20 protein-coding genes and 1 pseudogene are annotated in these 21525 nt (G+C 74.0%); 9 read left to right on the top strand and 12 right to left on the bottom strand.

Translation table 11 applies throughout. The features are described from left to right. Positions 1 to 330 precede the first annotated feature (330 nt). Complete coding sequence (locus tag AC07D6_RS26315) at positions 331 to 792, bottom strand: nuclear transport factor 2 family protein (RefSeq protein ID WP_479048313.1); 462 nt, start codon at positions 790 to 792, stop codon at positions 331 to 333. Positions 793 to 878: 86 nt separating this feature from the next. Between AC07D6_RS26315 and AC07D6_RS26320 the strand changes: the two genes are divergently transcribed. The 4 genes from AC07D6_RS26320 to AC07D6_RS26335 all read left to right on the top strand — a co-directional run bounded on the left by AC07D6_RS26320 (position 879) and on the right by AC07D6_RS26335 (position 4529). Then, the gene (locus AC07D6_RS26320) at positions 879 to 1445 is read left to right on the top strand and encodes a TetR/AcrR family transcriptional regulator (protein WP_479048315.1); all 567 of its coding nucleotides are present in this window, start codon (positions 879 to 881) and stop codon (positions 1443 to 1445) included. 611 nt (positions 1446 to 2056) lie between these two features. Further along, positions 2057 to 2860 (top strand): alpha/beta fold hydrolase, encoded by an 804-nt coding sequence (locus tag AC07D6_RS26325; protein ID WP_479048317.1) that lies wholly within the window; start codon positions 2057 to 2059, stop codon positions 2858 to 2860. Continuing rightward, positions 2860 to 4203, top strand: a complete 1344-nt coding sequence (locus tag AC07D6_RS26330; RefSeq protein WP_315877544.1) for a PP2C family protein-serine/threonine phosphatase — start codon at positions 2860 to 2862, stop codon at positions 4201 to 4203. Before AC07D6_RS26325 ends, AC07D6_RS26330 begins: the two co-directional genes overlap by 1 nt. Continuing rightward, positions 4200 to 4529, top strand: a complete 330-nt coding sequence (locus tag AC07D6_RS26335) for an STAS domain-containing protein (protein WP_315877543.1) — start codon at positions 4200 to 4202, stop codon at positions 4527 to 4529. The genes AC07D6_RS26330 and AC07D6_RS26335 overlap by 4 nt, the downstream gene beginning before the upstream one ends. Before the next feature lie 372 nt (positions 4530 to 4901). Here the strand turns inward: AC07D6_RS26335 and AC07D6_RS26340 are convergent, their stop codons facing one another. Next, positions 4902 to 6086, bottom strand: a complete 1185-nt coding sequence (locus AC07D6_RS26340) for a spore photoproduct lyase family protein (protein WP_479048320.1) — start codon at positions 6084 to 6086, stop codon at positions 4902 to 4904. A 731-nt stretch (positions 6087 to 6817) separates the two neighbouring features. Here AC07D6_RS26340 and AC07D6_RS26345 point away from each other — a divergent pair. The 3 genes from AC07D6_RS26345 to AC07D6_RS26355 all read left to right on the top strand — a co-directional run bounded on the left by AC07D6_RS26345 (position 6818) and on the right by AC07D6_RS26355 (position 8714). Then, entirely contained in the window at positions 6818 to 7111 is a 294-nt protein-coding gene (locus AC07D6_RS26345; protein WP_315877541.1) for an ArsR/SmtB family transcription factor, read from the top strand. Then, the gene (locus tag AC07D6_RS26350) at positions 7108 to 7494 is read left to right on the top strand and encodes a VOC family protein (RefSeq protein WP_479048323.1); all 387 of its coding nucleotides are present in this window, start codon (positions 7108 to 7110) and stop codon (positions 7492 to 7494) included. Before AC07D6_RS26345 ends, AC07D6_RS26350 begins: the two co-directional genes overlap by 4 nt. A 281-nt stretch (positions 7495 to 7775) precedes the next feature. Beyond that, positions 7776 to 8714: a TIGR04222 domain-containing membrane protein gene (locus tag AC07D6_RS26355; protein WP_479048325.1), complete on the top strand. Its 939-nt coding sequence runs from the start codon at positions 7776 to 7778 to the stop codon at positions 8712 to 8714. A 527-nt stretch (positions 8715 to 9241) separates the two neighbouring features. Here AC07D6_RS26355 and AC07D6_RS26360 read toward each other — a convergent pair. After that, entirely contained in the window at positions 9242 to 9667 is a 426-nt protein-coding gene (locus tag AC07D6_RS26360; RefSeq protein ID WP_315877538.1) for a subtilase-type protease inhibitor, read from the bottom strand. A gap of 600 nt (positions 9668 to 10267) precedes the next feature. On the opposite strand from AC07D6_RS26360, the gene AC07D6_RS26365 reads away from it, so the two are divergent. Then, entirely contained in the window at positions 10268 to 11017 is a 750-nt protein-coding gene (locus AC07D6_RS26365; protein WP_479048327.1) for a class I SAM-dependent methyltransferase, read from the top strand. Positions 11018 to 11108: 91 nt separating this feature from the next. Here the strand turns inward: AC07D6_RS26365 and AC07D6_RS26370 are convergent, their stop codons facing one another. The 3 genes and pseudogenes from AC07D6_RS26370 to AC07D6_RS26380 all read right to left on the bottom strand — a co-directional run bounded on the left by AC07D6_RS26370 (position 11109) and on the right by AC07D6_RS26380 (position 13430). Next, a complete protein-coding gene (locus AC07D6_RS26370) occupies positions 11109 to 11816 on the bottom strand; it encodes a B3/B4 domain-containing protein (protein WP_479048547.1) in 708 nt (235 codons plus the stop codon). A gap of 78 nt (positions 11817 to 11894) precedes the next feature. After that, positions 11895 to 12539, bottom strand: a pseudogene (locus tag AC07D6_RS26375) (FMN-binding negative transcriptional regulator); the annotation flags it as partial. A gap of 54 nt (positions 12540 to 12593) precedes the next feature. Continuing rightward, on the bottom strand, positions 12594 to 13430 hold the full coding sequence (locus AC07D6_RS26380) for an EamA family transporter (RefSeq protein WP_479048330.1): 837 nt from the start codon (positions 13428 to 13430) through the stop codon (positions 12594 to 12596). Positions 13431 to 13552: 122 nt separating this feature from the next. Between AC07D6_RS26380 and AC07D6_RS26385 the strand changes: the two genes are divergently transcribed. After that, the gene (locus AC07D6_RS26385) at positions 13553 to 14137 is read left to right on the top strand and encodes a helix-turn-helix domain-containing protein (RefSeq protein ID WP_479048333.1); all 585 of its coding nucleotides are present in this window, start codon (positions 13553 to 13555) and stop codon (positions 14135 to 14137) included. Positions 14138 to 14790: 653 nt separating this feature from the next. Here AC07D6_RS26385 and AC07D6_RS26390 read toward each other — a convergent pair. The 6 genes from AC07D6_RS26390 to AC07D6_RS26415 form a co-directional block, all read right to left on the bottom strand. After that, the gene (locus tag AC07D6_RS26390; RefSeq protein ID WP_479048335.1) at positions 14791 to 16020 is read right to left on the bottom strand and encodes an MFS transporter; all 1230 of its coding nucleotides are present in this window, start codon (positions 16018 to 16020) and stop codon (positions 14791 to 14793) included. A gap of 414 nt (positions 16021 to 16434) precedes the next feature. Then, complete coding sequence (locus tag AC07D6_RS26395) at positions 16435 to 17064, bottom strand: MBL fold metallo-hydrolase (RefSeq protein ID WP_479048337.1); 630 nt, start codon at positions 17062 to 17064, stop codon at positions 16435 to 16437. Then, complete coding sequence (locus AC07D6_RS26400; RefSeq protein ID WP_315877529.1) at positions 17064 to 18149, bottom strand: S-(hydroxymethyl)mycothiol dehydrogenase; 1086 nt, start codon at positions 18147 to 18149, stop codon at positions 17064 to 17066. The genes AC07D6_RS26395 and AC07D6_RS26400 overlap by 1 nt, the downstream gene beginning before the upstream one ends. A 403-nt stretch (positions 18150 to 18552) precedes the next feature. Continuing rightward, entirely contained in the window at positions 18553 to 19335 is a 783-nt protein-coding gene (locus AC07D6_RS26405; protein WP_479048340.1) for a phosphotransferase enzyme family protein, read from the bottom strand. A gap of 337 nt (positions 19336 to 19672) precedes the next feature. Then, a complete protein-coding gene (locus AC07D6_RS26410) occupies positions 19673 to 20875 on the bottom strand; it encodes a hypothetical protein (RefSeq protein ID WP_479048342.1) in 1203 nt (400 codons plus the stop codon). Then, entirely contained in the window at positions 20872 to 21396 is a 525-nt protein-coding gene (locus AC07D6_RS26415) for a SigE family RNA polymerase sigma factor (protein WP_479048344.1), read from the bottom strand. The genes AC07D6_RS26410 and AC07D6_RS26415 overlap by 4 nt, the downstream gene beginning before the upstream one ends. Between the last annotated feature and the right edge of the window lie 129 nt (positions 21397 to 21525).

The raw sequence follows: 21525 nt of genomic DNA on the forward strand, positions 1-21525 counted from the left end.
CCGCTGCCCGCTGCCCGCTGCCCGCTGCCCGCTGCCCGCTGCCCGCTGCCCGCTGCCCGCTGCCCGCTGCCCGCTGCCCGCTGCCCGCTGCCCGCTGCCCGCCACGCCGTCCTCAGCGGGGCCCGCCACGCCGTCCTCAGCGGGCCGCCGCTGCCGTGCCCGGCCCGCCCGTCGGGCGGCCGGCCTCGTCTGCGAGGCGACGTCGACCCTCGGGGGACAGGGCGCGCCGGTGCGGAGCGCACGGTTCTCCGCCCGCGGACCACGGGCACGGCGGGCCCGGCCGGTCGCACCGCCCGCGTCCACCACCCCGGAACGGCATGGCGACGGGACCTACCGGATCGGGATGTCGATCCCGTACTCGCTCGTGGGCCGGGGGCCGCGGATGCGCCTCTCGGCTTCCGTGATGGCCACGTCGTTGATGCTCGCCTCGCGGCGCCGCATGAGGCCGCGCTCGTCGAACTCCCACAGTTCGTTGCCGTAGCTGCGCCACCACTGGCCCCCCGCGTCGTGCCATTCGTACTGGAACCGGACGGCGATCCGGTTCCCGCTGAACCCCCACAGGCTCTTGCGCAGCGCGTAGTCCAGTTCGCGCCCCCACTTCCGCTTCAGGAAAGCGACGATCTCCTCGCGGCCGTTGACGAACGTGTCCCGGTTCCGCCACGTCGAGTCCGGGGTGTAGGCCAGTGCCACCCGTTGGGGGTCACGGGTGTTCCACGCGTCCTCGGCCGCCTGGACCTTCCGCAGGGCCGTCTCGCGGGTGAAGGGCGGATAGGGCGGGCGATCTTCCGGCACTGCGGCCTCCTCAAGTTGAGAACGGGCGTTCTCCATCAGTGGGGCCTAAGGTAGAGAACGTTCGTTCTCTACGTCAAGGAGCCCGGATGCCCGCCCCGATCACCGAAGAACAGACCCGCCTGGACCGCGAAGCGCTGCTCGACACGGCGGAGGGCCTCTTCTACGAGCGGGGCATCCAGGCGGTCGGAATGGACCAGGTCCGGGCGGCCTCCGGTCTGCCGCTGAAACGGATCTACCGCCTCTTCGCCGCGAAGGAGGACCTCGTGGTGGCGGTGCTCCGACGCCGCGATCGGCGGTGGAGGGGGGACCTGGCCGCCCACGTGGAACAGTTCCCGGAGCCTCGCGAGCGCGTACTCGCGGTCTTCGACTGGCTCGCCGAGTGGTTCGCGGAACCGGGCTTCCGCGGATGCGCCTGGGTCAACGCCCACGGCGAACTCGGCTCGTCGTCCGAAGCGGTCCTCGCCGAGGTCCGGTCGCACAAGCGGGCGTTCCACGACCAGATCGCCGGATGGGTCCGCGCTGCCGGGGCGACGGCGGTCGAACCGGTCTTCCTGCTCGCCGAAGGGGCGATCGTGACCGCCGGCATCACCGGCGACCCGGCTCCGGCCCGCCATGCGCGCGCGGCCGTCGCGGTGTTGCTCAGGACGTCCTGACGGTCCCCGGGCCGTACTGCGGCGACGTTCCGGCCCGCGCCACCCGAAGGGGTTCCGCCGGTGAGGCCGTGAAGGGCGGCGCCACCGGGTCGCCCGGGCCGTGGACGGGGCGGTGGACGCCGGCCCGGGCCTGCCGCCGGGCCCTCCAGGACGGGGGCGGAGCGGCTGTCCCTCCCGAGGGCCGGAGCCCAGGGCGGCCCGCCGCGATCCGTCAGGGCCCGACCGGCCCCCAGGGCGGCCCGGGGCCGCCCTGCCGCGCCCGCTGCTGCCGCTTCCGGAGACCGGAGAAGCGGCAGCGGGAACTGCTGCGGCCCGTCCCCCACCCGCTCCCCGGGGGAACGGGAGCCGGCACCGCCCGAAGGCGAACGCCGGGAACCGCCCCTCCGGGCCGCCCGCACGGTCGGCCCCCCGGTGGCCCCCGGGCCCCCGCCGGACAGCCCGGGGCCCGGGCGAGCCCCGCAGCCCCGGGCGATCCGCCTTCCCGCGGGGGCTCGCCGCCCCCGCCGGGGACGCGCCGGACAGGGGCCGCGCCGGTGCGTAGGGCGCGCGGGATGTGAGGTAGTGGTGAACCGCCTGTCGGGCGGCTCCGGCCGGATGTGAGGATGGTGGGTATGTACATCCACCGTAGGAACAACGTGACGACCACCGGCCCCGTCGACGGACCGGTGGTGGTGCTGGCGCACGGGTTCGGCTGCGACCAGAACATGTGGCGGCTGATCGTGCCGGCACTGGCGGAGCGGTACCGGGTGGTGCTGTTCGACTACGTCGGTGCCGGCAGATCGGACCTGTCGGCGTGGGACCCGGAGCGGTACTCCTCGCTCCAGGGGTACGCCCAGGACGTGGTGGAGGTCTGCGAGGAGCTGGACCTCGAGGGGGCGGTGTTCGTGGGGCACTCGGTCAGCGCCATGGTCGGAGTCCTGGCGGCGCAGGCGGCCCCGGAGCGGATCGGGGCGCTGGTGATGGTGGCGCCCTCACCCTGCTACATCGACGACGACGGCTACCGCGGCGGCTTCAGCCCGGAGGACATCGACGAGCTGCTCGCGTCACTGGAGTCGAACTACCTCGGCTGGTCCTCCGCGATGGCTCCGGTGATCATGGGCAATCCGGATCGGCCGGAGCTGGGCCAGGAACTGACCAACAGCTTCTGCGCCACCGACCCCGACATCGCCCGCGTCTTCGCCCGCACCACGTTCCTGACCGACAGCCGCGACGACCTGAAGGACGTGACGGTGCCGACGCTGGTGCTGGAGTGCTCCCAGGACGTGATCGCGCCGCGCGAGGTCGGCGCCTATGTCCACGCCGCGATCCCCTCCTCCCACCTGGTCACGCTGGACGCCACCGGCCACTGCCCGCAGCTGAGCGCCCCGGAGGCCACCGCGGAAGCGATCCTCGCCTTCCTGGCGGACCTGCCGTGATGTGCCGCGTGGACGAGGAGCCGGAACCGTCCGGCACCGGGGGCGACGCGGACATGGACGTGGCGTTCACCACACTGCTGGAGGACAGCATCGAGGAACTGTACGAGTCGGCTCCCTGCGGCTACCTCTCCACCCTGATGGACGGCACCATCGCCAAGATCAACACCACGCTGCTGAACTTGCTCGGCCTCACACGGGAGGCCGTGGTGGGACGCAAGCGGTTCACCGACCTGCTCACCGTCGGCGGGAAGCTGTACCACGAGACCCACTTCGCGCCCCTGCTGCGGATGCAGGGCGAGCTGCGCGGCATCGCCCTGGAGATGAAGACCGCCGGCGGCGGCCGGCTGCCGGTGCTGGTCTCCTCACTGGTCAAGCACGGCAGCGAAGGCGAGCCGCTGCTGATCCGCACCACCGTCTTCGACGCCTCCGACCGCCGCGCCTACGAAGAGGAACTGCTGCGCCGCCGCCAGGACGCCGAGCAGGCCCGCGCCGAGGCCGAGCGGGCGCGCGCGGAAGCGGAGGAGGCCCGTCGGCAGGCCGAGGCCGACCGGGCCCGGCTGGCCGACGCGCTCGCCGTGCTCCAGCAGTCCCTCGTACCGACCTCGCTGCCGGACGTACCCGGGCTGGAGACGGCCGTCTACTACCACACCGCCTCGGCCGACCGGCTCGGCGGCGACTTCTACGACCTGTTCCCCCTCGACGGCAAACGCTGGGCGTTCTTCCTCGGCGACGTGTGCGGCAAGGGCCCCCAGGCCGCCTCCCTCACCTCGCTGACCCGCTACACGCTGCGCGCCGCCGCCCTTCACGACCCCGAGCCCGCGGCGGCCCTGACCACACTGAACGCCGTCCTGCACGAGCGGTACGCCGCCGGCGGCGACCCCCGCTACTGCACGTGCGTCTTCGGCATCGTCGAACCCGCCACCGAGCTCGGCCACACGACCGTCCGCCTCGCTTCCGGCGGCCATCCCCCCGCCCTCGTCCTGCGCGCCGACGGCCGCGCCGACTTCCTGCCCGCCCCCGGCGGGCTGCTCATCGGCATCCTGCCCACCGCCCCCATCGGCACCGCGGAGACCACCCTCGCCCCGGGCGAAACGCTCCTGCTCTACACCGACGGCCTCACCGAGGCCCGCACCGGCCCCGACCGCGGCAACCTGTACGGCGAAGACGCCCTGCTCGCCTTCGCCGCCGACCGAGCCCCCGCCACCCCCCAGGAAACGATCACCGCGCTGACCGGCCTGCTGAAGAGTTTCGGCGACGGCCTCGACGACGACACCGCCCTGCTCGCCCTCGGCGTCCCCGCCACCCACCCCAGCCTCCCCCCGGCAACGAACAACCCACGATGAGTCCGCTGAACATCACCCACCGCGACACCGCCACCGGACCCGTCCTGCACGTGGCCGGCGAACTCGACTACGCCCAGTCCACCGCCTTGCGCCGACAGGTCGAGCAACTCCCCCTGGAGAGGGGCCAGTGCCTGGTCATCGATCTGTCCGGTCTGGAATTCTGCGATTCCACCGGGATCACCGCCCTCCTCGTCGCCCGCCAGCACGCCCAGGCAGCCGACGCCGACATCGCCCTGGCCGCCGTGCCCCCCAACCTGATGCGCGTCCTCGCCATCGTCGGCCTGGACCAGGTCTTCACCATCCGCCCGGCCGCCGACGCCGTCTGACTCCCGACCCCGCCCCCTCCCCGCCGGGCCCGACCGCACCGAGCCGCGCGGCGGGAGGCCGCCCCTCCCGGTTCCGGAAGTACGGCCAGGGGTGGCCCCCGGCGAGCCGCACCCCGATGCCCGCGAAGCCGTCCGCCCGCCTCCCCGCCACCGGAACGAACGTTTGCGGGAGGAAGGGCGGGGCCCGGTCACCGCTCCGGCATGCGGCCCGCCGGGTTCACGCATGCGGTGAAAGGGGGGTGCAGGGCAGGAGGGCCGGTCGTGACGCCCTCGGGGCCCGTGCTCCACCACGACCGGACCGTGTGGTTCGGCCGGCCGCCCCACCGGGCGGGGCCGGTCCGCGGGCGGTGGTCGGCGCCGGTACGACCGTGCTCAGAAGGCGTACCGGACGCGCAGCCAGGGGGCCCGGGCCTCGATCAGCCCGCGCAGGGTCTCCAGGGACGCGGACTTGACGGCGTTGCGGTAGCGGACGTTCCAGTCCCCGTTCTGGGACCGCTTGGGCTGCTGGATGTCGGGGCGCCACAGCAGTTCCTCGGCGCGCGGGTGCCAGCCGAGGTTCACCTCGTGCAGGCGGTCGTTGTGGGTCAGCATGATGACCTCGGCCTGCGCCTGCTCCTTGACCCGGCGCGGCACCACGTCGTCCAGTTGCCGCAGCAGCTCGGCCCAGTCCTCCTCCCAGCCGGGGCGGACCACGACGGGCGAGAGGTTGAAGTGGACCTCGTACCCGGCGTCGAGGAAGTCCGCCGCGGCGGCGATGCGCCGCTCGACGGGGCTGGTGCGGATGTCGAGCGTCCGGGAGTCGGCGGGCGGCATCAGCGAGAACCTGACGCGGGTGCGGCCCCGCGGATCCAGCTCCAGCAGGTCCGGGTTGACGAACTTGGTCGCGAAGGACGCCTTGGCCGTGGGCCAGTGGCGGAACGCCTCGATCAGATCCGCCGTGTTGTCGCAGATCAGGTCGTCCACCGAGCAGTCGCCGTTCTCACCGATGTCGTAGACCCACGCCCGCGGATCGCACTGGTTCGGCTCGGGCTTGGTGCCCTGCGCGGCGACGTGCCGGGTGATGTGCCGGACGACCTGCTCGACGTTGGTGAAGACGGTGATCGGGTTGGCGTATCCCTTGCGGCGCGGCACGTAGCAGTACGCGCAGGCCATCGCGCACCCGTTGCTGAGCCCGGGCGCGATCCAGTCCGCCGACCTGCCGTTGGGCCGCGTGGTGAGGGAGGAGCGCTCGCCGAGCACGAGCGTCTGGCGCTTGACCCGCACCCAGCGCTCGGCGTTGCCCTCGTCGCCGTGCAGCCGGGGGATGCGCCAGTGCGAGTCCGTCTCCAGCACCCGGGCCCCGGGGAAGCGGGCGATGATCTGCCGGCCGCGGTGCGACGCCGCCGCGGCCGGCTCCGCGTGGATCTCGCTCACGTCGAGCATCCTGCGGGCCTCCGGCGAGTCCCGGAAGGCGCGGCTCCGCGCTGCCCGCCCGTCGCCGCCCCCGGCCGCCGCCAGGTCGTCGAGGGAGAACAGCCCCGCCTGATCGCCGTCCGCACCCCTGGGACGATGCCGCATGACCACCTCGGGAGCTCCGATGCCGAACGGGGGGCGGACGGGACGGCGGCCTCCGCTACGAGCCGTCCGCCGACGCTCGCGCCGGGGCGGGCGAGACTCCCCCTACTGTACAAAACCGGACATGGTGGCGGAGAAACTACCCCTGCCCGGTGATACGGGACGCCACCGGGCCGGGCGGGGGCGGTCCGGTCCGCCCCACCACGGCGCGGGCGACCGCAGCGCCGTCGTCGGCCGGAACCGCGAGCCGGGGGGAGGCATGGGCGGGGGCCGTCCCGGCACGCCGGGCGAGGCACACCGCCGCCGCGGGCCCGGCGGAACGGACCGCCGACGCGGTCACGCGGCCGACGCGGGGGACGCCGGGGCCGTGTCCACGTCCTCCTGGACGGCCGGCCCGTCACCGGCGGGCCGGCCGTCCGTCCGATCGAACGAGCGAAGCGGCCGGTCCGGCCCCGGACGCGGCGGCAGCGCGAAGCCCCGGGCGCGTGCTCGTCGCCCGGGGCTTCTCCGTGCTGCGTGACCGTCCGGTTCAACGACCGTCCGGCGGGATGTCACGCGCTCCTCTTCCGCCCGGTGCTCCGGCCCGACCGGGCTCCGCGCCGTGCGCCGTCTCCGCGCGCGTCGAGGGCGGGAACCCGTACCCGCGCAGCGGTCCTGCCGCGTCGGCGCCGTCCGATCGGGCAACGGCGGCGGTTCACTTGATAGGCAAGTCGATACTTGCCTATGGTGGGGGCATGACGGAGGATGTCTTCAAGGCGCTGGCCGACCCCACCCGTCGGCGCATCCTCGACGAACTGGTGGAACGGGACGGTCAGACCCTGTTCGAGATCTGCGCACGGCTGGTGACCAAGCACGGTCTGGGGCTGTCCCGCCAGGCGATCAGCCAGCACCTGGCCGTACTGGAGTCCGCGGGTCTGGTCGTTTCGAGGCGCCAGGGCCGCTACAAGTTCCACGACCTGAACACCGAACCCCTTGAGCGCGTCATGACCCGATGGCTCAGGCCCGATCCCCCGGAGAGCACCCCATGAAGATCCATCTGACCAGTGTCTTCGTCGACGACCAGGACAAGGCGCTGCGCTTCTACACCGACGTGCTGGGCTTCGTGAAGAAGCACGACGTGCCGTTGGGCACGGACCGGTGGCTGACCGTGGTCTCGCCGGAGGACCCCGACGGGACCGAACTGCTGCTTGAGCCCTCCGGCCATCCCGCGGTGCCGCCGTACAAGAAGGCGCTGGCCCAGGACGGCATCCCGGCCGCCTCTTTCGCCGTGGACGACGTACGGGCGGAGTTCGACCGGCTGCGCGAGCTCGGGGTGCGGTTCACCCAGGAGCCGCTGGAGATGGGCGCGGTCACCACCGCGGTCCTGGACGACACCTGCGGCAACCTGATCCAGATCGTGCACAGCGCGTAAGGACCCCGCACGGGCGCAGACGCAGACGCGGGCCCGCGCCGGGGGCCGCCCGCACCGCCGCCGGGAAGCGCGGCGTCTCCCGGGACCGCAACCCCGTACCGCGCCGGACGCGCCCGCCCGCCGCCCCCGTATGGCTCTTGGCCCGGAGGCGGTCGTCGTCCCGGCGGCCGTCGTCGTCCACCCCCGGGGACCCGGCGCGGTGGCCCGTCGCCGGTGGGCTTGCCGATCTCCCGCTCCGGGGACAACCCCGTTGGGGAAACGGGGACTACGGGGGAACGACGATGCTCCACGAACGGATCTATCTCGCGGCGCTCATCCTGACGACCGGCGCGATCGGGTACCGCCTCGCCGCCGCCGCGAGGATCGCGGCGGCGTTGAAGGGCGGCGTGAAGGTCCGCGAGGACCTCTCCGCCGAGGAACTGGCCTTCCTGGCGGGCGGACCGCGCCGGGTCGTGACGACAGTGCTGTTCCGGATGAAACGGGAGGGCCGGCTGTCCGTCGCCGAGGACGGCACGGTCACCCTCCACGACGACCTGTACGCGGCCGACACGACGGACGGCATCGAGAAGGCGCTCGTCGAGGCGGCGGGCGTCTCCCGCGCCGAGCGCCTCGGCAAGCTGGTCGGCCGCGCCGCCACGAGCCGCGCGGTGCGGTCCGTCGGTGACCGCCTGCGGGCGGAGGGCCTGTTGGTCGCCCCCTCCCTGCGGGGCGGGCAGCACCGCGCCCGGCGCCTGCTGTGGTGGTCGGCGGCGCTCCCGGTGACGCTGACCGTGTACGAGCTCACCGTCGGTGCGCCTCACCGCTGGTGGGCCGGCCTGGCCCTGTCCGCCGTCGCCGCCGTACCGGCCAAGCTCATCAGGCCGGTGGGGACACAGGTGCCGTACCGCGTCCAGTCGCAGCTCGACACCCTGCGCGCCGAACACGGGTGCCTGGCTCCCTCCCGCCCGACGGACGCCTTGACCACCCTCGCTGCCACCCCCCTGGGCGCCGTGGCCCTCGACGGCCTGGCCGCCTCCCGGGATCCCGCGTTGCGGGAGCTGGTCACGCCGGAGACCTGGAAGGCCCGGCAGAGCCCCTACGGCGACGGCACCGGCGCCGCCTGGAGCGGTGCGTACGCCGACTGGGGCGCGTTCGGGGACGCCGGCGCGTGCGGCGGAGGCGACGCCGGAGGCGGCGGATGCGGGGGAGGGGGCGGGGGCGGGTGCGGCGGGGGATCGTGAGCGGTCGGACGAGGACGCACGCGGAAGCAGGGGAACGGCGGCTCCCGCAGCCGTACCGTGTTCTCCTCCGGGACGAGCGAGGCGAGGGCGCGGCCCCCCGGACCGGACAGGGCGTTCCGGCCGAGGGCGAGGAGCGGGGGACCGGCATCCGGCGGCCCGGCGAAGCCGGGCCGAGCGCCCGGTGGGAGCGAAGCGTCCTGCCGGGCAGCGCCGGCAGGGTGGTGGCGTAGTCGTGGGGCGCGGGCCGGTTCCGTTGCTCCTCCGGGTCTCGGCGGCAGCACGGGCGAGGTCGCTTGGTCGGCCAACGTCTTTACGACGCAGTCTGGTTCGCCTGCTCGTGAAGTGGTGCGGACCGTGACCGCCGGGCCATGACCGTCGGGCCGTGGGCCGCCACCGGGCCCCCGTGCCGCCTGCCGTGCCACCGGGTGGCCGCCGTGCTGGTGCCCTCGGCGCGGGAACGCGCGTCCGCCCCCGCCCGGGGAGAGGGCGGGGGCGGACGCACGGGCAGGGTGGTCCGGACGGACGCGTCAGAAGGCGAAGAGGGAAGTGCCGTTCAGGGTCGCGGACATGAGGCACGCGTTGGAGAAGGTGTGCTTCCAGGAGACCCGGCTGCCCTGCCAGACACCGTCCACGGTGACGGTGACGGGGTCGTAGTGCATCGGGCAGACGCGGTCCGGGTCGGGGGAGGCCAGGAGCGTGCCGAAGTCACCGGCCGCGGCGGCCAGTTCGGCGCAGGCGGCCTGCGGGTCCGGGTGCGTGCCCCGGGGGGTCGGTGCGCAACTGAGGGTGGCGGCCCGCACGACGGTCGCCTCACCCTCGACCCCGCCCTTGGCGACGGTCAGGACGACCGCGGAGGGGGCGTACAGGCTGGAGGGCTGGGCCTGCGCGACGCCGGAGGCGCCCGCCAGGGTCAGGAGGGCGGCGGCGGAGACGGCGGCGATGCGGTGACGCACGATGAGGTCCTTTCAATGCGTAGGAAATCGGAAGCAGTTGCCTGCGTACTGCCGACTGATCGCCGCCGAGTCTCTACGAAGTGAAGGAGCTGCGCATGTTCGTCACCGATTTACAGACATCTCGTTCGATTACCGGCTACCGAACGATCGTTCTGGCAGCTCAGGACGGGTCCGCGCCTCCGCGCGCGCAAGGGGAAACGCCTCGGGGGCCGAGCGCGACCGCCTGGTGGAGGGGCGTTGACCTGCTGATCGTCGCGCCGGGTTAATCGAACGTCCACCCAAGGTGACCGAATCGTGTCGCTGCCCGGTGACGGCACCGGGCGTACCGAAGGAAGCCGCAGCCGTCGGCGACCGGTCGTTCGTTGCGGTCGCGTCCGGCACCCCGCACGCAGCGTCCGACCGGCACCCGACCACGGGCCGGAAGATGCCTGCCCCGTCCCATGACAGCGGTACGGAGGCGCAGCGGTTTCGGAGCCGCAGACGAGACGGCCCGCCCTCCCGCAGCCGCGCGTGCCGCCGGGCCCGCCCACCGCGCGTGCCGGTCGCCGCTTTTGCCGTGCGCCATTGGCACTCCGCCCTCCACCCGGAAGGATCACCGGTATGGCATCCCACGCGAACCAGGCCCGCGCCCTGTCCTTCGACACCGTCGCCCCGCAGTACGCCGCCGCCCGACCGGCCTATCCACCGGCCCTCTTCGACGCCGTGGAGGAGCTCGCCGGCCGACCGCTGGCCGGAGCCGACGTGCTGGACTGCGGAGCCGGCACCGGCATCGCCACCCGGCTGCTGCGCGATCGCGGCGCCCGGGTCGTCGCCCTGGAGCCGGGCGCCGGTATGGCCGCGGAACTGCGCCGGGCCGCGCCGGAGATCCCGCTGGTACGAGGCGAGGGGAACCACCTGCCCTTCGCCGACAGCAGCTTCGACGTGATCGCCTACGCCCAGGCGTGGCACTGGACCGACCCGGACCGCTCCGTCCCCGAAGCCCTGCGCGTGCTGCGCCCGCACGGCGTGCTGACCCTGTGGTGGAACCAGGCCGACCTCCGCGTCCCCTGGGTCGCGGCGGAGGACGCCCGGCTCGCGCCCTTCACCCGCGACTTCCCGACGACCGTGGCCGAGTTGCTCGTCCCGTTTCCCGTCGAGGTGTCCACCCGCGAGATCGCGTGGGCGCGCCGCGTCACCGTCGAGGAGCACATCCGCAACCTCGCCACCCATTCGCACTTCGCCGTCATGGACCCCGTCGAGCGGGCCGGCCTCCTCGACGCGAACCGCGCCGCGCTGGCGCGGATCTTCCCCGACGGCGAGCTCGACGAGCCGTACCGGTGCGGGCTGACCGTCGTACGCCCACGGCCCTGACCCGCCGCCTCCCCGGGCACCCGCGGTCCGCCCCGGGCACGGTCCGGGACGCGGGGGGTGGGATCGACGGGTGCCCGCGGGTGGCGGGAGCTCAGATGGCGGCCTGCGGCTGTGCCGGGCTGAGGTAGTGCACGGCGGTCCGTCCGGCGTGCGGCGCGAGGAGGTCCCGCAGTTCGCTCACGGCGCTCTTGAGGAGGTGGCCGTCGTGGGTGGCGCGGAGGGTTTCCACGGCGAAGGCGACGTGGACGGAGTCCTCGGTGACGCGCGTGCGGTGGGCGTCGCGGTGGTTCCAGTGGCGGGTGAGGACGCCGGTGGTGTCCGTGTAGACGATCTCGCCGGGCTTGGGGTTCTCGACGGTGTCGGGTTCGCCGAGCGGGGTGAAGGACTCGGTGCCGTCCGCGTGGCGGATGTCGACGTCGCCGGTGACGTGGTCGAGGTCGAAGGCGCCGGCGGGCAGGCCGTGACGGACGGAGACGGCGTTGTAGGAGTCGACGGCCGGGTTGATGCGCGGCAGGGACCCCTTCTTGGCGAGGCGTCGGCCGAGCGCGTCGACGCTGGGGCGGATGCGGCGGGGATTGGTGCCGAAGGAGCGGTAGGCGGCGTGCCACGCCTCGATGCGCGGATCGGTCTCGTCGGCGGGCTGCCAAGCGCCGGCGGCGAGTTGCCGCTCCAACTCCTCCACGGCGGCGGTGGTGTCGGGCCAGGGCTCGTGGCCGCGCAGGCCGGTGGCGCTGACCACGGCGATGAGGGTGTCGGGGAAGGCGTCCGCGACGGCGGGGGCGAGGCGGAAGACGGTCATGGGAGGGGTTTCCGTTCCTGCGTGTGTGCGGGTGTGTGCACGCGTGTGTGCGTGCGGGGCGCGGGGGCGGGGCGGTCGGGGCTTCCAGGGGCCGATGCGGTCCAGGCGGCGGCGCTGCTGGAGGGCGGCGGGGACGTCGAGGCCCCGGCCGCGTTCGGTGAGGCGGCCGGCGACAGCCGCGCGGTGCTCGACGGGCTTCTGGTCGTCGTACTTGAACTTCGCCCTCACGTCGGTGACCTCCAGGCGCAGGCCCCGGATGCCGGGCAGCAGCCGCCCGTAGGGGGGTTGGTCGACGGTGACGGGGGCGTGGTCGCCGTCGGGCTGGAAGTGGGCCATCTGGCGGCGCAGCAGCTCGGCCTTGGCCTCGGGGTCGTCGACGATGTGCGCGCGGCAGGTGAACTGGACGGTCGTGTAGTAGCTGGTGGGAACGCCGTCGGCGGCCGGGGTGTCCGGCTTGGCGCGCCAGGGGCCGGGGACGAAGGCGTAGTCGCCGAAGACGGTGAACAGGACGTTCGGGTCGTTCTCGATCGCCTTCCAGACGGGGTTGGGGCGGGCGAGGTGGACCAGGAGGTGGCCGGGGTCGCAGGTGAAGTGGGTGGGGACGGCGAGGGGCGCCTGGCCGGGCAGGCCGTTGACGCTCAGGAGGCCGAAATCATGGCCGTCGGCGATCCAGGTCTGCCATTCGGCTTCGTCCAGGCCGGCGTCCCAGGGTTGGATGAACACGCGGTGTGCTCCTTGCGGTGGTCGTGCAGTGGCCGTGCGGTGGTGAGGGATGGCTCAGGTGAGGGCGAGGAGGCTGACGGCGACGGCGGCGGTGCCCAGGCCGACGAGCTGGCCCCGGTGGATGCGTTCGGCGAGAACGCTGCGGGCGAGCAGGACGGTACCGGCCGGGTAGAGGGCGGTGATCACGGCGACGACGGCGAGGTCCCCGCTGCGGGCGGCGAGCAGGAACAGCAGGTTCGCCACCGAGTCCAGCGCGCCGGCGGTCGCCGATATCGCGTACGCGGGCTTCTCCGGCCCGAGCCTGCGGTGCATCAGCCCGGCCGCGGCCAGCGTGACGGCCGAGGAGACCGCCCGGCCGATGATCAGCGGGGCCACGCCGCTGTCGGACGGCGCCTGGTGCAGGCAGACCAGTTGGAGGGCGATGGCGGCGCCCGCGCCCAAGGCCAGCAGCAGCGCCGTACGGGACGGGCGGGCCGAGCCGGCGCCGTGTCCGGCGCTGACCAGCACCACCGCGGCCAGCGCGAGCGGCAGCCCGACCAGACCGGCGGCGCCCAGGCGCTCGCCCTGGAGGAGGCCCACGCCGACGGGCAGCATGGCGGACACCAGCGCGGTGACGGGGGAGAGGATGTTCATCGGGCCGATCGCCAGGGTGCGGTACAGCAGGGCGAACGCGGCGGCCGAGGCGACGCCGGACGCGGCGCCCCAGGCGAGGGCGCCGGAGCTGAACGAGGCGCCGAGGAACGGCCACAGCAGCAGCTCGACCGCGAGCGAGGCCGGGGCCGCGATCATCACGGTGCGCAGGACGTGGGCCTTGCGGGCGCCGAGGCCGCCGAGGAAGTCGGCGCATCCGTAGGCAAGGGAGCTGCCCAGGGCCAGCAGCAGAGCGATCACGGTATGTACATCCCTTACTATTTCAATGGAACGACCAAACCGTACAACGAATCGACCGTCCTGTGTCAACCAAACGACCGGGCGGTTCAGTGAAGTGGTCCACTGGTGAGGATGGTGATCGGATGGCCGAGACAGAGGCAGCCCTGCGGACGCTCGCGCACAACGTCAGGGCGGCCCGCAAGCGCGCGGGCCTGTCCCTGGACGAACTCGGCCAGCGCGCCCGGGTCAGCAAGGGCGCCCTGGTCGGGCTGGAGAAGGCCCAGGGCAACCCGAACTTCTCCACCCTGGTCCGGCTGGCCGACACCCTCGGCGTCTCGGTGTCCGCCCTGATGGAGGGGCCGGCCGAAGGCCGCGTCCGCGTCGTGGCCGCCGACGCCGTGATACCGCTGTGGACCGGAGCCAAGGGCAGCGAGGCCCGGCTCATGCTCACGACCTCCGGTCCCGCCCCGGTCGAGGTCTGGCGCTGGCGCCTGGAACCGGGCGAGGAGTATCCCAGCCACCCCCACCAGGCCGGCGTCGTGGAGACCGTCAGCGTCACTTCCGGCCGGATGACCCTGGTCGTCGACGGCACCGAGCATCCCGTCGAAGCCGGACAGACCGCCACCTTCGACGGCGACGCCGCCCACACCTACCGCGGCGCCGGCACGGAGACCTGCCACTTGATCATGACCGTCCACATCCCGCCCGGCCCCGGCGCCACCGCCTGACCCGCGCGGTCTTGGGGGTGGGTGACGGGGCGGGACCACTCAGGCCGCGTCCACAGGCCGGGGAGCGGCCGAAGAGACCGGCTGACGCGCGGTGCGGGCCCCGCTGCGAGCCGCGCGGTGTCCGAGCGCCGCACGTGTCCGAGCGCCGCACGTGTCCGAGCGCCGCACGTGTCCGAGCGCCGCACGTGTCCGAGCGGCGCACGTGGCCGGTCGAGCGCGGGCAGCCGCTCGACCGGACCGCCGGGGACGGACCGCCGGGGACGGACCGCCGGGGACGGACCGCCGGGGACGGACCGCCGGGGACGGACCGCCGGGCGTCGCGGCCTGCGGCAGCCTCGCCGCGGCGCTCCGGACCCAGGCGGCCTGCTTCCGCGCCGCCCCCGTCACGTCCTCGGAGCCCGCCCTACCGGCCGCTCCGAGGTTCCCGACCACGACCCCGCACGTCTGACGGCACCCGACGGGCAGAGCACGCGCCTGGAGGCGGACGAACCGGAGTGCGCCCGGCGGGAGGCGCACCAGGCCCTGATCGAGGCGGCGCACGCCGAGTCGGCACCGCGCGCCCGGTAGCCGTTCTCCCAGCCGCCCAGCCGCCCAGCCGCCCAGCCGCCCAGCCGCCCAGCCGCCCAGCCGCCCAGCCGCCTCCGGCTCCGGGCTCAGAAGGCCTGCGCGGAGGGGAACGCGGAGGTCGGCTCCCGGCGCGTTCCGGCCGCCCACCGCGCCGCCGGCCCCAGCGCGCACGAGGCCAGGAGGAACAGCGTCCCGAGCAGGAACCAGCCCGCCGCGCCCATCCCCATGAGGAGCGCGGTGAGCACCAGGGGTCCGAGCGTACGGGCGACGGTGACGCCGGTGCCGAAGAAGCCCTGGTACTCGCCGACGCGCCCGACCGGTGCCAGGTCGAAGCCGAGCTGCCAGGAACCGGCCGACTGGAGCATCTCGGCGGCGACCAGGAGGGCCGAGCCGCCGACCAGGGCGGCGATCGCGCCCCAGGGCGGGGCCCCCGCCGAGAGGGCGAAGGTCGCGCAGGTGAGGACCATGAGCGCGCCGGACCGGCGAATGGCGCGGGCGGCCGTGTCGAGCCCGGTGACCGAGCGGGCGGTGGGGACCTGGAAGAGGACCACGGCACCGGTGTTGAGGAGGAAGAGCGCGGAGACGAGCCACTCGGGGGCATCGGTGCGCTCGGTGATCCACAGGGGCAGGCCGAGGCTGAGCAGCGGCATGCGCAGCAGGAGCACGGTGTTGAGGAGGGTCACGACGGCGTACGGCCGGTCCCGCAGGACTTCGAGCTTCGCGTCCCGGGCGGCGGGAACCGGCGCGACGGCCGGCAGCCGCAGCAGGACCAGCGCGCAGAGCAGGAAGCTCAGGGCGTCGACCGCGAAGACCGCGAGGTATGCGCGCCTGGTGCCGGTGGACAGCGCGAGCCCGCCGAGTGCGGCGCCCACGGCGAGGCCCGCGTTGAGCGTCGACTGAAGGTGGGCCAGGGCACCTGTGCGCTCCTCCTTGGCGACCAGACCCGCCAGCAGCGCCTGCCGGGCGGCGGCGAGACCCGACTGGGCGGTGGCGTAGAGGCAGGCGGCCGTGAGGAACGGCAGGAAGTCCCGTACGAACAGGAAGGACGCGACCGCCGCGCCGGTCGCCAGGGCGAGCAGCACCGCCGTGCCGCGCGGGCCCCGGCGGTCCGCGACCCGGCCGAGCGGCACCCCGACGACCGAGCCGACGGCCCAGGCCGCGGTGAGGCCGAGGCCGATGCGGCCGGGTGAGAGCCCGACGACGTGCGTGAAGTACAGGGCCGAGGTGACGTAGTACGCGCCGTCGCCCACGGAGTTGCTCAACTGGGCCAGGGCGAGAGTGCGTCGTGGGCCGGCGGGCGGTAGCAGAGGTGGCATGGCCGCGACGGTACGCAGACATCGGCACCTCCGAGTAGGACAATGAGGGGCCTTGTGCATGGGCCACTTCACCGGCCGGCCCGGCGGGTGATCCGCCGTCCCGCCGGTCGGCGACGAACGTCGCGGCGCGGTGCCGGGCCACCGCCGGACGGCCGGCGCAAGCCTGTACGCGGACCGGCGACCAGGGGCGGAAGGCGCCCGGGCGGGTCGGGGCCTTTCGGCCCGCGCGGGAGGGGGCGGGCGCCTTCCCCGGTCGGCGGAGTGCCGCGTACGTCCTCGCCCGCACGCGTACGCGGGCGTGGAACGTCGTCCGGCGTGAGGCGCCCGCCTCCCGGGGGGCGCCTCGCGCACCGGGACCTCCGCCCCGGCGTCCTCTTCGCGGGCGCCCCGGTGCGGTCCGTCCGGAGCCGCCGCTCAGTGGCCCCGCCTGACCCACTCGTTGAACTGGGGGGCCTCGGCACCGATCGTGGTGGTGTCGCCGTGCCCCGTGCGGACGACGGTCTCCGGCGGCAGGGTGAGCAACCGGTCGCGGATCGATTCGAGGATCGTCGGGAAGTGGGAGAAGGACCGGCCGGTGGCGCCCGGGCCGCCGGCGAAGAGCGTGTCCCCGGTGAAGACGGTGCCGAGGTCGGACGCGTACAGGCTGACCGCGCCGGGGGCGTGGCCCGGGGTGTGCAGGACGGTGAGGTCGGTTCCCGCGACGGCGAGGGTCTGCCCGTCGGCGAGCTCGCCGTCCGGATGGCGGTCGGGATGGGTCAGCTTCCACAGCGGCAGGTCGTCGGGGTGGAGCAGGATCGGGGCGCCGGTCGCGGCCGCGAGGGCGGGGGCGGCACCGATGTGGTCGTCGTGGGCGTGGGTGCAGACGACGGCCCGCAGCGCACGGCCGTCGAGGGCGGCCAGGATGGCGTCGGCGTCGTGCGCGGCGTCGATGACGATCGCCTCCGTGCCGTCCCCGACGATCCACACGTTGTTGTCGACGTGCCAGGTGCCGCCGTCCAGCGAGAAGGTGCCGGAGGTGACGAGGTGCTCGACGCGGGCGGCCATCACAGGACCACCACCGAGCGCAGGACGTCGCCCTCGTGCATGCGGGCGAAGGCGTCCTCGACGTCACCGAGGCCGATCGTCTCGGTGACGAACGCGCCGAGGTCGATGCGGCCCTGCTGGTGCAGGTCGATGAGCATCGGGAAGTCGCGGGACGGCAGGCAGTCGCCGTACCAGGACGACTTGAGCGCGCCGCCGCGCCCGAAGACGTCGAGCAGCGGGAGCTCCAGCTTCATCTCGGGAGTGGGGACGCCGACGAGGACGACCGTACCGGCGAGGTCACGGGCGTAGAACGCCTGCCGGTACGTCTCGGGACGGCCGACCGCCTCGATGACGACATCGGCGCCGAACCCGCCGGTCAGCTCGCGGATCGCCTCGACGGGGTCGGTGGTGCGGCTGTTCACGGTGTGGGTGGCGCCCATCGAACGGGCGGTCTCCAGCTTCCGGTCGTCGATGTCGACGGCGATGATCCGGGCGGCGCCGGCGAGGCGGGAGCCGACGACCGCCGCGTCACCGACGCCGCCGCAGCCGATGACGGCGACCGTGTCGCCCCGGCCGACCCGGCCGGTGTTGACCGCCGCGCCGATGCCGGCCATCACGCCGCAGCCGAGCAGACCGGCGACGGCGGGGGAGACGGACGGGTCGACCTTGGTGCACTGGCCGGCGGCGACCAGGGTCTTCTCGGCGAAGGCCCCGATGCCGAGCGCCGCCGACAACTCGGTGCCGTCCTCCAGTGTCATCTTCTGCGTGGCGTTGTGGGTGTCGAAGCAGTACCAGGGTCTGCCGCGCCGGCAGGCCCGGCACCTGCCGCAGACGGCCCGCCAGTTGAGGACCACGAAGTCGCCGGGGGCGACATCGGTGACGTCCGGGCCGACGGACTCCACCACACCAGCCGCCTCGTGGCCGAGGAGGAAGGGGAAGTCGTCGTTGATGCCGCCCTGCTTGTAGTGCAGGTCGGTGTGGCAGACCCCCGACGCCTGCACCTTCACCACCGCTTCACCGGGGCCGGGGTCCGGGACGATGACCGTCTCGACCCGCACGGGCTCGTTCTTCCCCGGGGCCACGACCCCTCGGACCTGCTGTGCCATCGCGGCGCGTCCCTTCCTCGGTGTGGATGTACGACACCACTATCGCGGTCGGGAACGCGCCGGGGAACTGTTTCCGGCCGGAGGGCCACCCGGATGCGCGCCGCCTCCGCCGGTCGACTGCCCGGCGCCCTGCGCCTGCGGTCCCGCCCCCGACGAAGGAGGTCAGGGCCGGTTCCTGACCCGGTGCGACGGAGCCGACCGCCTTCCGCGCCGCGGGAGGCGGCCGTGCCTTGGTGCCGGGGCGGCCCTCGATCGTCCCGGTGGACCTGATCCACCGGGGCGCGCCATGTGGCCGCGTCCATCGGCCGTTCCATGGACCGTGCCGCCGGAGACGGGGAAGACGGGGAAGACGCCTCGCGGCCGTGTCGGGACGGCGTCACCGGGGGCCGGGCACGGAGGTGCCTCAGCCGGACAGCAGGGCGCGCTCCCAGTGGTCCTCGCGCTGTTCGATGTACTCGGCGTCGCTTCGCCAGGCGTCACCGTGGCCTTCGCTCCACAGGGTCGCCCAGGGCTGGACGCCTCGGGCGGCCCGGTCCCGCAGGAAGTCGTGCATGGAACGCGTACGGCGCCCCAGCAGGGGGACCAGCCGGCGGCGTTCGGCCTCGTCGAGGCCGTAGGCGTCGGCGAAGACCCGCAGCCGGCCTGCCGCGTCGGGGTGTTGCCAGTCGGGGTGGGCGGACAGCGGGAGGAAGCCGTGCACGGCGTATGCGACGTCCCACAGGCGGCAACCGGGGCCGGCGGTGTCCCAGTCGATGAAGGCCCACTGCTCCTCGCCGGCGGCCACGAGGTTCCACGGCGCCAGGTCGTGGTGGGCGATGATGTCGTCGCCCTCCGCCCGGACCAGTACCTGCCAGTGCGCGTCGGGCGGTGGCGTGAAGTCCTGCACGGCGTCGTGGAAGTCCCGGACCAGGCGGGCCACGCGGGCCAGTCGCCGAGCGGGTTCGAGCAGGGAGAACCGGTCGGGCCAGACCACGTGTCCCGGCACGAAGGTCAGGACCTCGCGCCCCCGGTCGTCGATGCCCAGCGGGCGGGGCGCCGCCCGGAACCCCACCCCGTGAAGGTGGGTGAGCAAGGCGTGCACGGCGGGGGTCCACGGTCCGGTCGGGCGCCGGACGGTGTCTCCGACACGGACGACGCCCGCACTGACGTTGCCGCCGGACAACGGCTGTTCTTCTTCGCGCTGCATCGAACCAGTGTGTCGGGTCGGCTCGTTGTGATCACCCCGGTGAGGCGAGTACCGGAGGAGGGGTGGAGGCGGGGAACGCGCCGGACCCGGATCCGGACCCGCCACGGACCGGCGGACCCGGCCCGAGCCGGTGGGGGCCACGGGACGGGCTCCGGCCCGGCGGCGGGGGAGCGGAGTCACACCGCCGTCGGGCGGCTCGCCCGCCCCGGCGCCCGCGCCGCGCCCCCTGGCCGCGCCGCGCCCCCTGGCCGCGCCGCGCCCCCTGGCCGCGGTGTGGCCTGCCGCCGGGCTGCCGCCCGCCCGGTCGGCCGCCGTCGTCGACGGGGGCGGGTCCGGCTTACCGGTACCGGTCCCAGGCGTCGTCGCTCGCGATGTCCCTCAGCTGCTCCATCGTCAGGGGGGAGGTGGAGCGACTGGGCTCACCCTCTACGTAGTAGGTGTTGTAGGCGGTGATGGTGACCTGGAAGCCGCCGGGCCGGATCGCGGTGACCGACCAGCGCAGGATCCCCTTGTCGCTCCAGGGGTCCGGGCCCTGCCGCTCTTCGATCCTCATCCGATCGCCGGTGTTCGTTCCGCGGCGGTCGACGGTGACCTCGACCTCGGCCTCGCCCTTCCCGTCGTCGACCGTGAGGCTCACATAGCCGCTGGGGTCCGTGCCGCCCGTGCTCCTGACGCGCTTGAGGGACGGGGGAAGCAGCGGCTTGAAGGTGTTCACGAGCTCGAAGCCGGACGGGGCGTCCGGATCCGCGTTCCCACCACCCCGGCGCGGGAACGAGTCCAGCAGCGGCCGCCACTCCTCCGCCGTCACGAGGGTCGTCAACTGCTCCTGCGTCAGCGGCGGATCCTCACGGGACGGTGCCGTGCCCTTCCCGGCCGGCGCGTTCGACTCCGTGACGGTGAGCATCGAACCGTCCGGCTTGGTCAGCCGTGCCGACCACACCTCGGGATCCTGTTCGCGGTAGGGGGCCTCACGATCCTGAGTGAGCAGGAGGCGGGAGCCGTCCGGCAGGTTCCTGGCCGTACACGTTCCCTTGGGCCCCCACCGGCCGACGGTCCCGGGCTTCGCCGAACAATCGGCCAGGGAGACGGTGGCGAGCGAGGGGTCGTCGGTCCGGCCCAGGGCCATGGAGACCGTCCCGGCGCCCTTGCCGTCGTCAAAGGTGACGACGCCCCTCAGATAGGCGCCCAGCACGACGCCCTCCCCGTCCGGACCCACCTCGGTGACCTTCCCCTCCGGGAGGAGCCCCTTGAGGAGGGAGACCACCCGCTCCTCCCCGGCCCGCTTCCCGTCCCCGGGCGAGGCGACGTTCACGTCCCGCCGGTCGTCGAGCAGCCCCGCGTACGCCCCTGCTGCCCCCACGATGCCCACCAGCGCCAGGCTCGCCGTGACGGCGGCCACCCGCCTGCGCCGCAACGCCCGGCGGCCCCGGGCCACCAGCACGGCCGGCTGCGGGGAACCCGCCGTGCCGCCCTCCGCCGCGGCCAACTCGTGCAGGCTCCGCCTCAGGAGTTCCTCATCCGAATGGGTCGTCTCGCTCATCGCGCACCCCTTCCTGCGTATTCGGCCAGCACCCCTGAGGCGCGCAGCCGTTCCAAAGCCCTGTTGGTCCGGCTCTTGACGGTCCCCGGCGAACAGCCGAGCAGTTCGGCCGTCTGCTCCACGGACAAGTCCTCGTAGAAGCGCAGCACCACCACGGCGCGCTGCGCACGGGGCAGAGTGGCCAGTACACGCCCCACCAGCAGCCGTCTCGCCGCTCCGTCGGCCATGTCCCCCGCGTCGGTCACGTGGCGTTCCGCGCTGCTGGGGACCTCACCGTTCCAGCGGCGCTTGCGCCACGTGGCGAAGAGGTTGACCACCACCTTGCGGGCGTAGGCCTGGGGCGACTCCCAGGCCGCCGAACGGTTCCAGCGCACGTACACCCGCACCAACGCCGCTTGCACCAGGTCCTCGGCCGCATGCCGGTCTCCCGTCAGGAGGACGGCTGTCCGCAGCAGCGACGCGTACGCCCCTCTCACGAACTCCGCGAACCCTGCGTCGCGTTCCGAGTCGCGGTCACCCACGGGTACTCCCCCCACTCGTTCGGGCCGAGGCCCCTGTCACCCCCTCGACAACCCGGGACGCGCCACGGGTTCCATGGAATTCTCAGCCCCCGGCTCCACCTGGTGAGCGTCCGGTTCATCGCCGCGGCG

This window comes from Streptomyces sp. NPDC045287 (assembly GCF_056432325.1).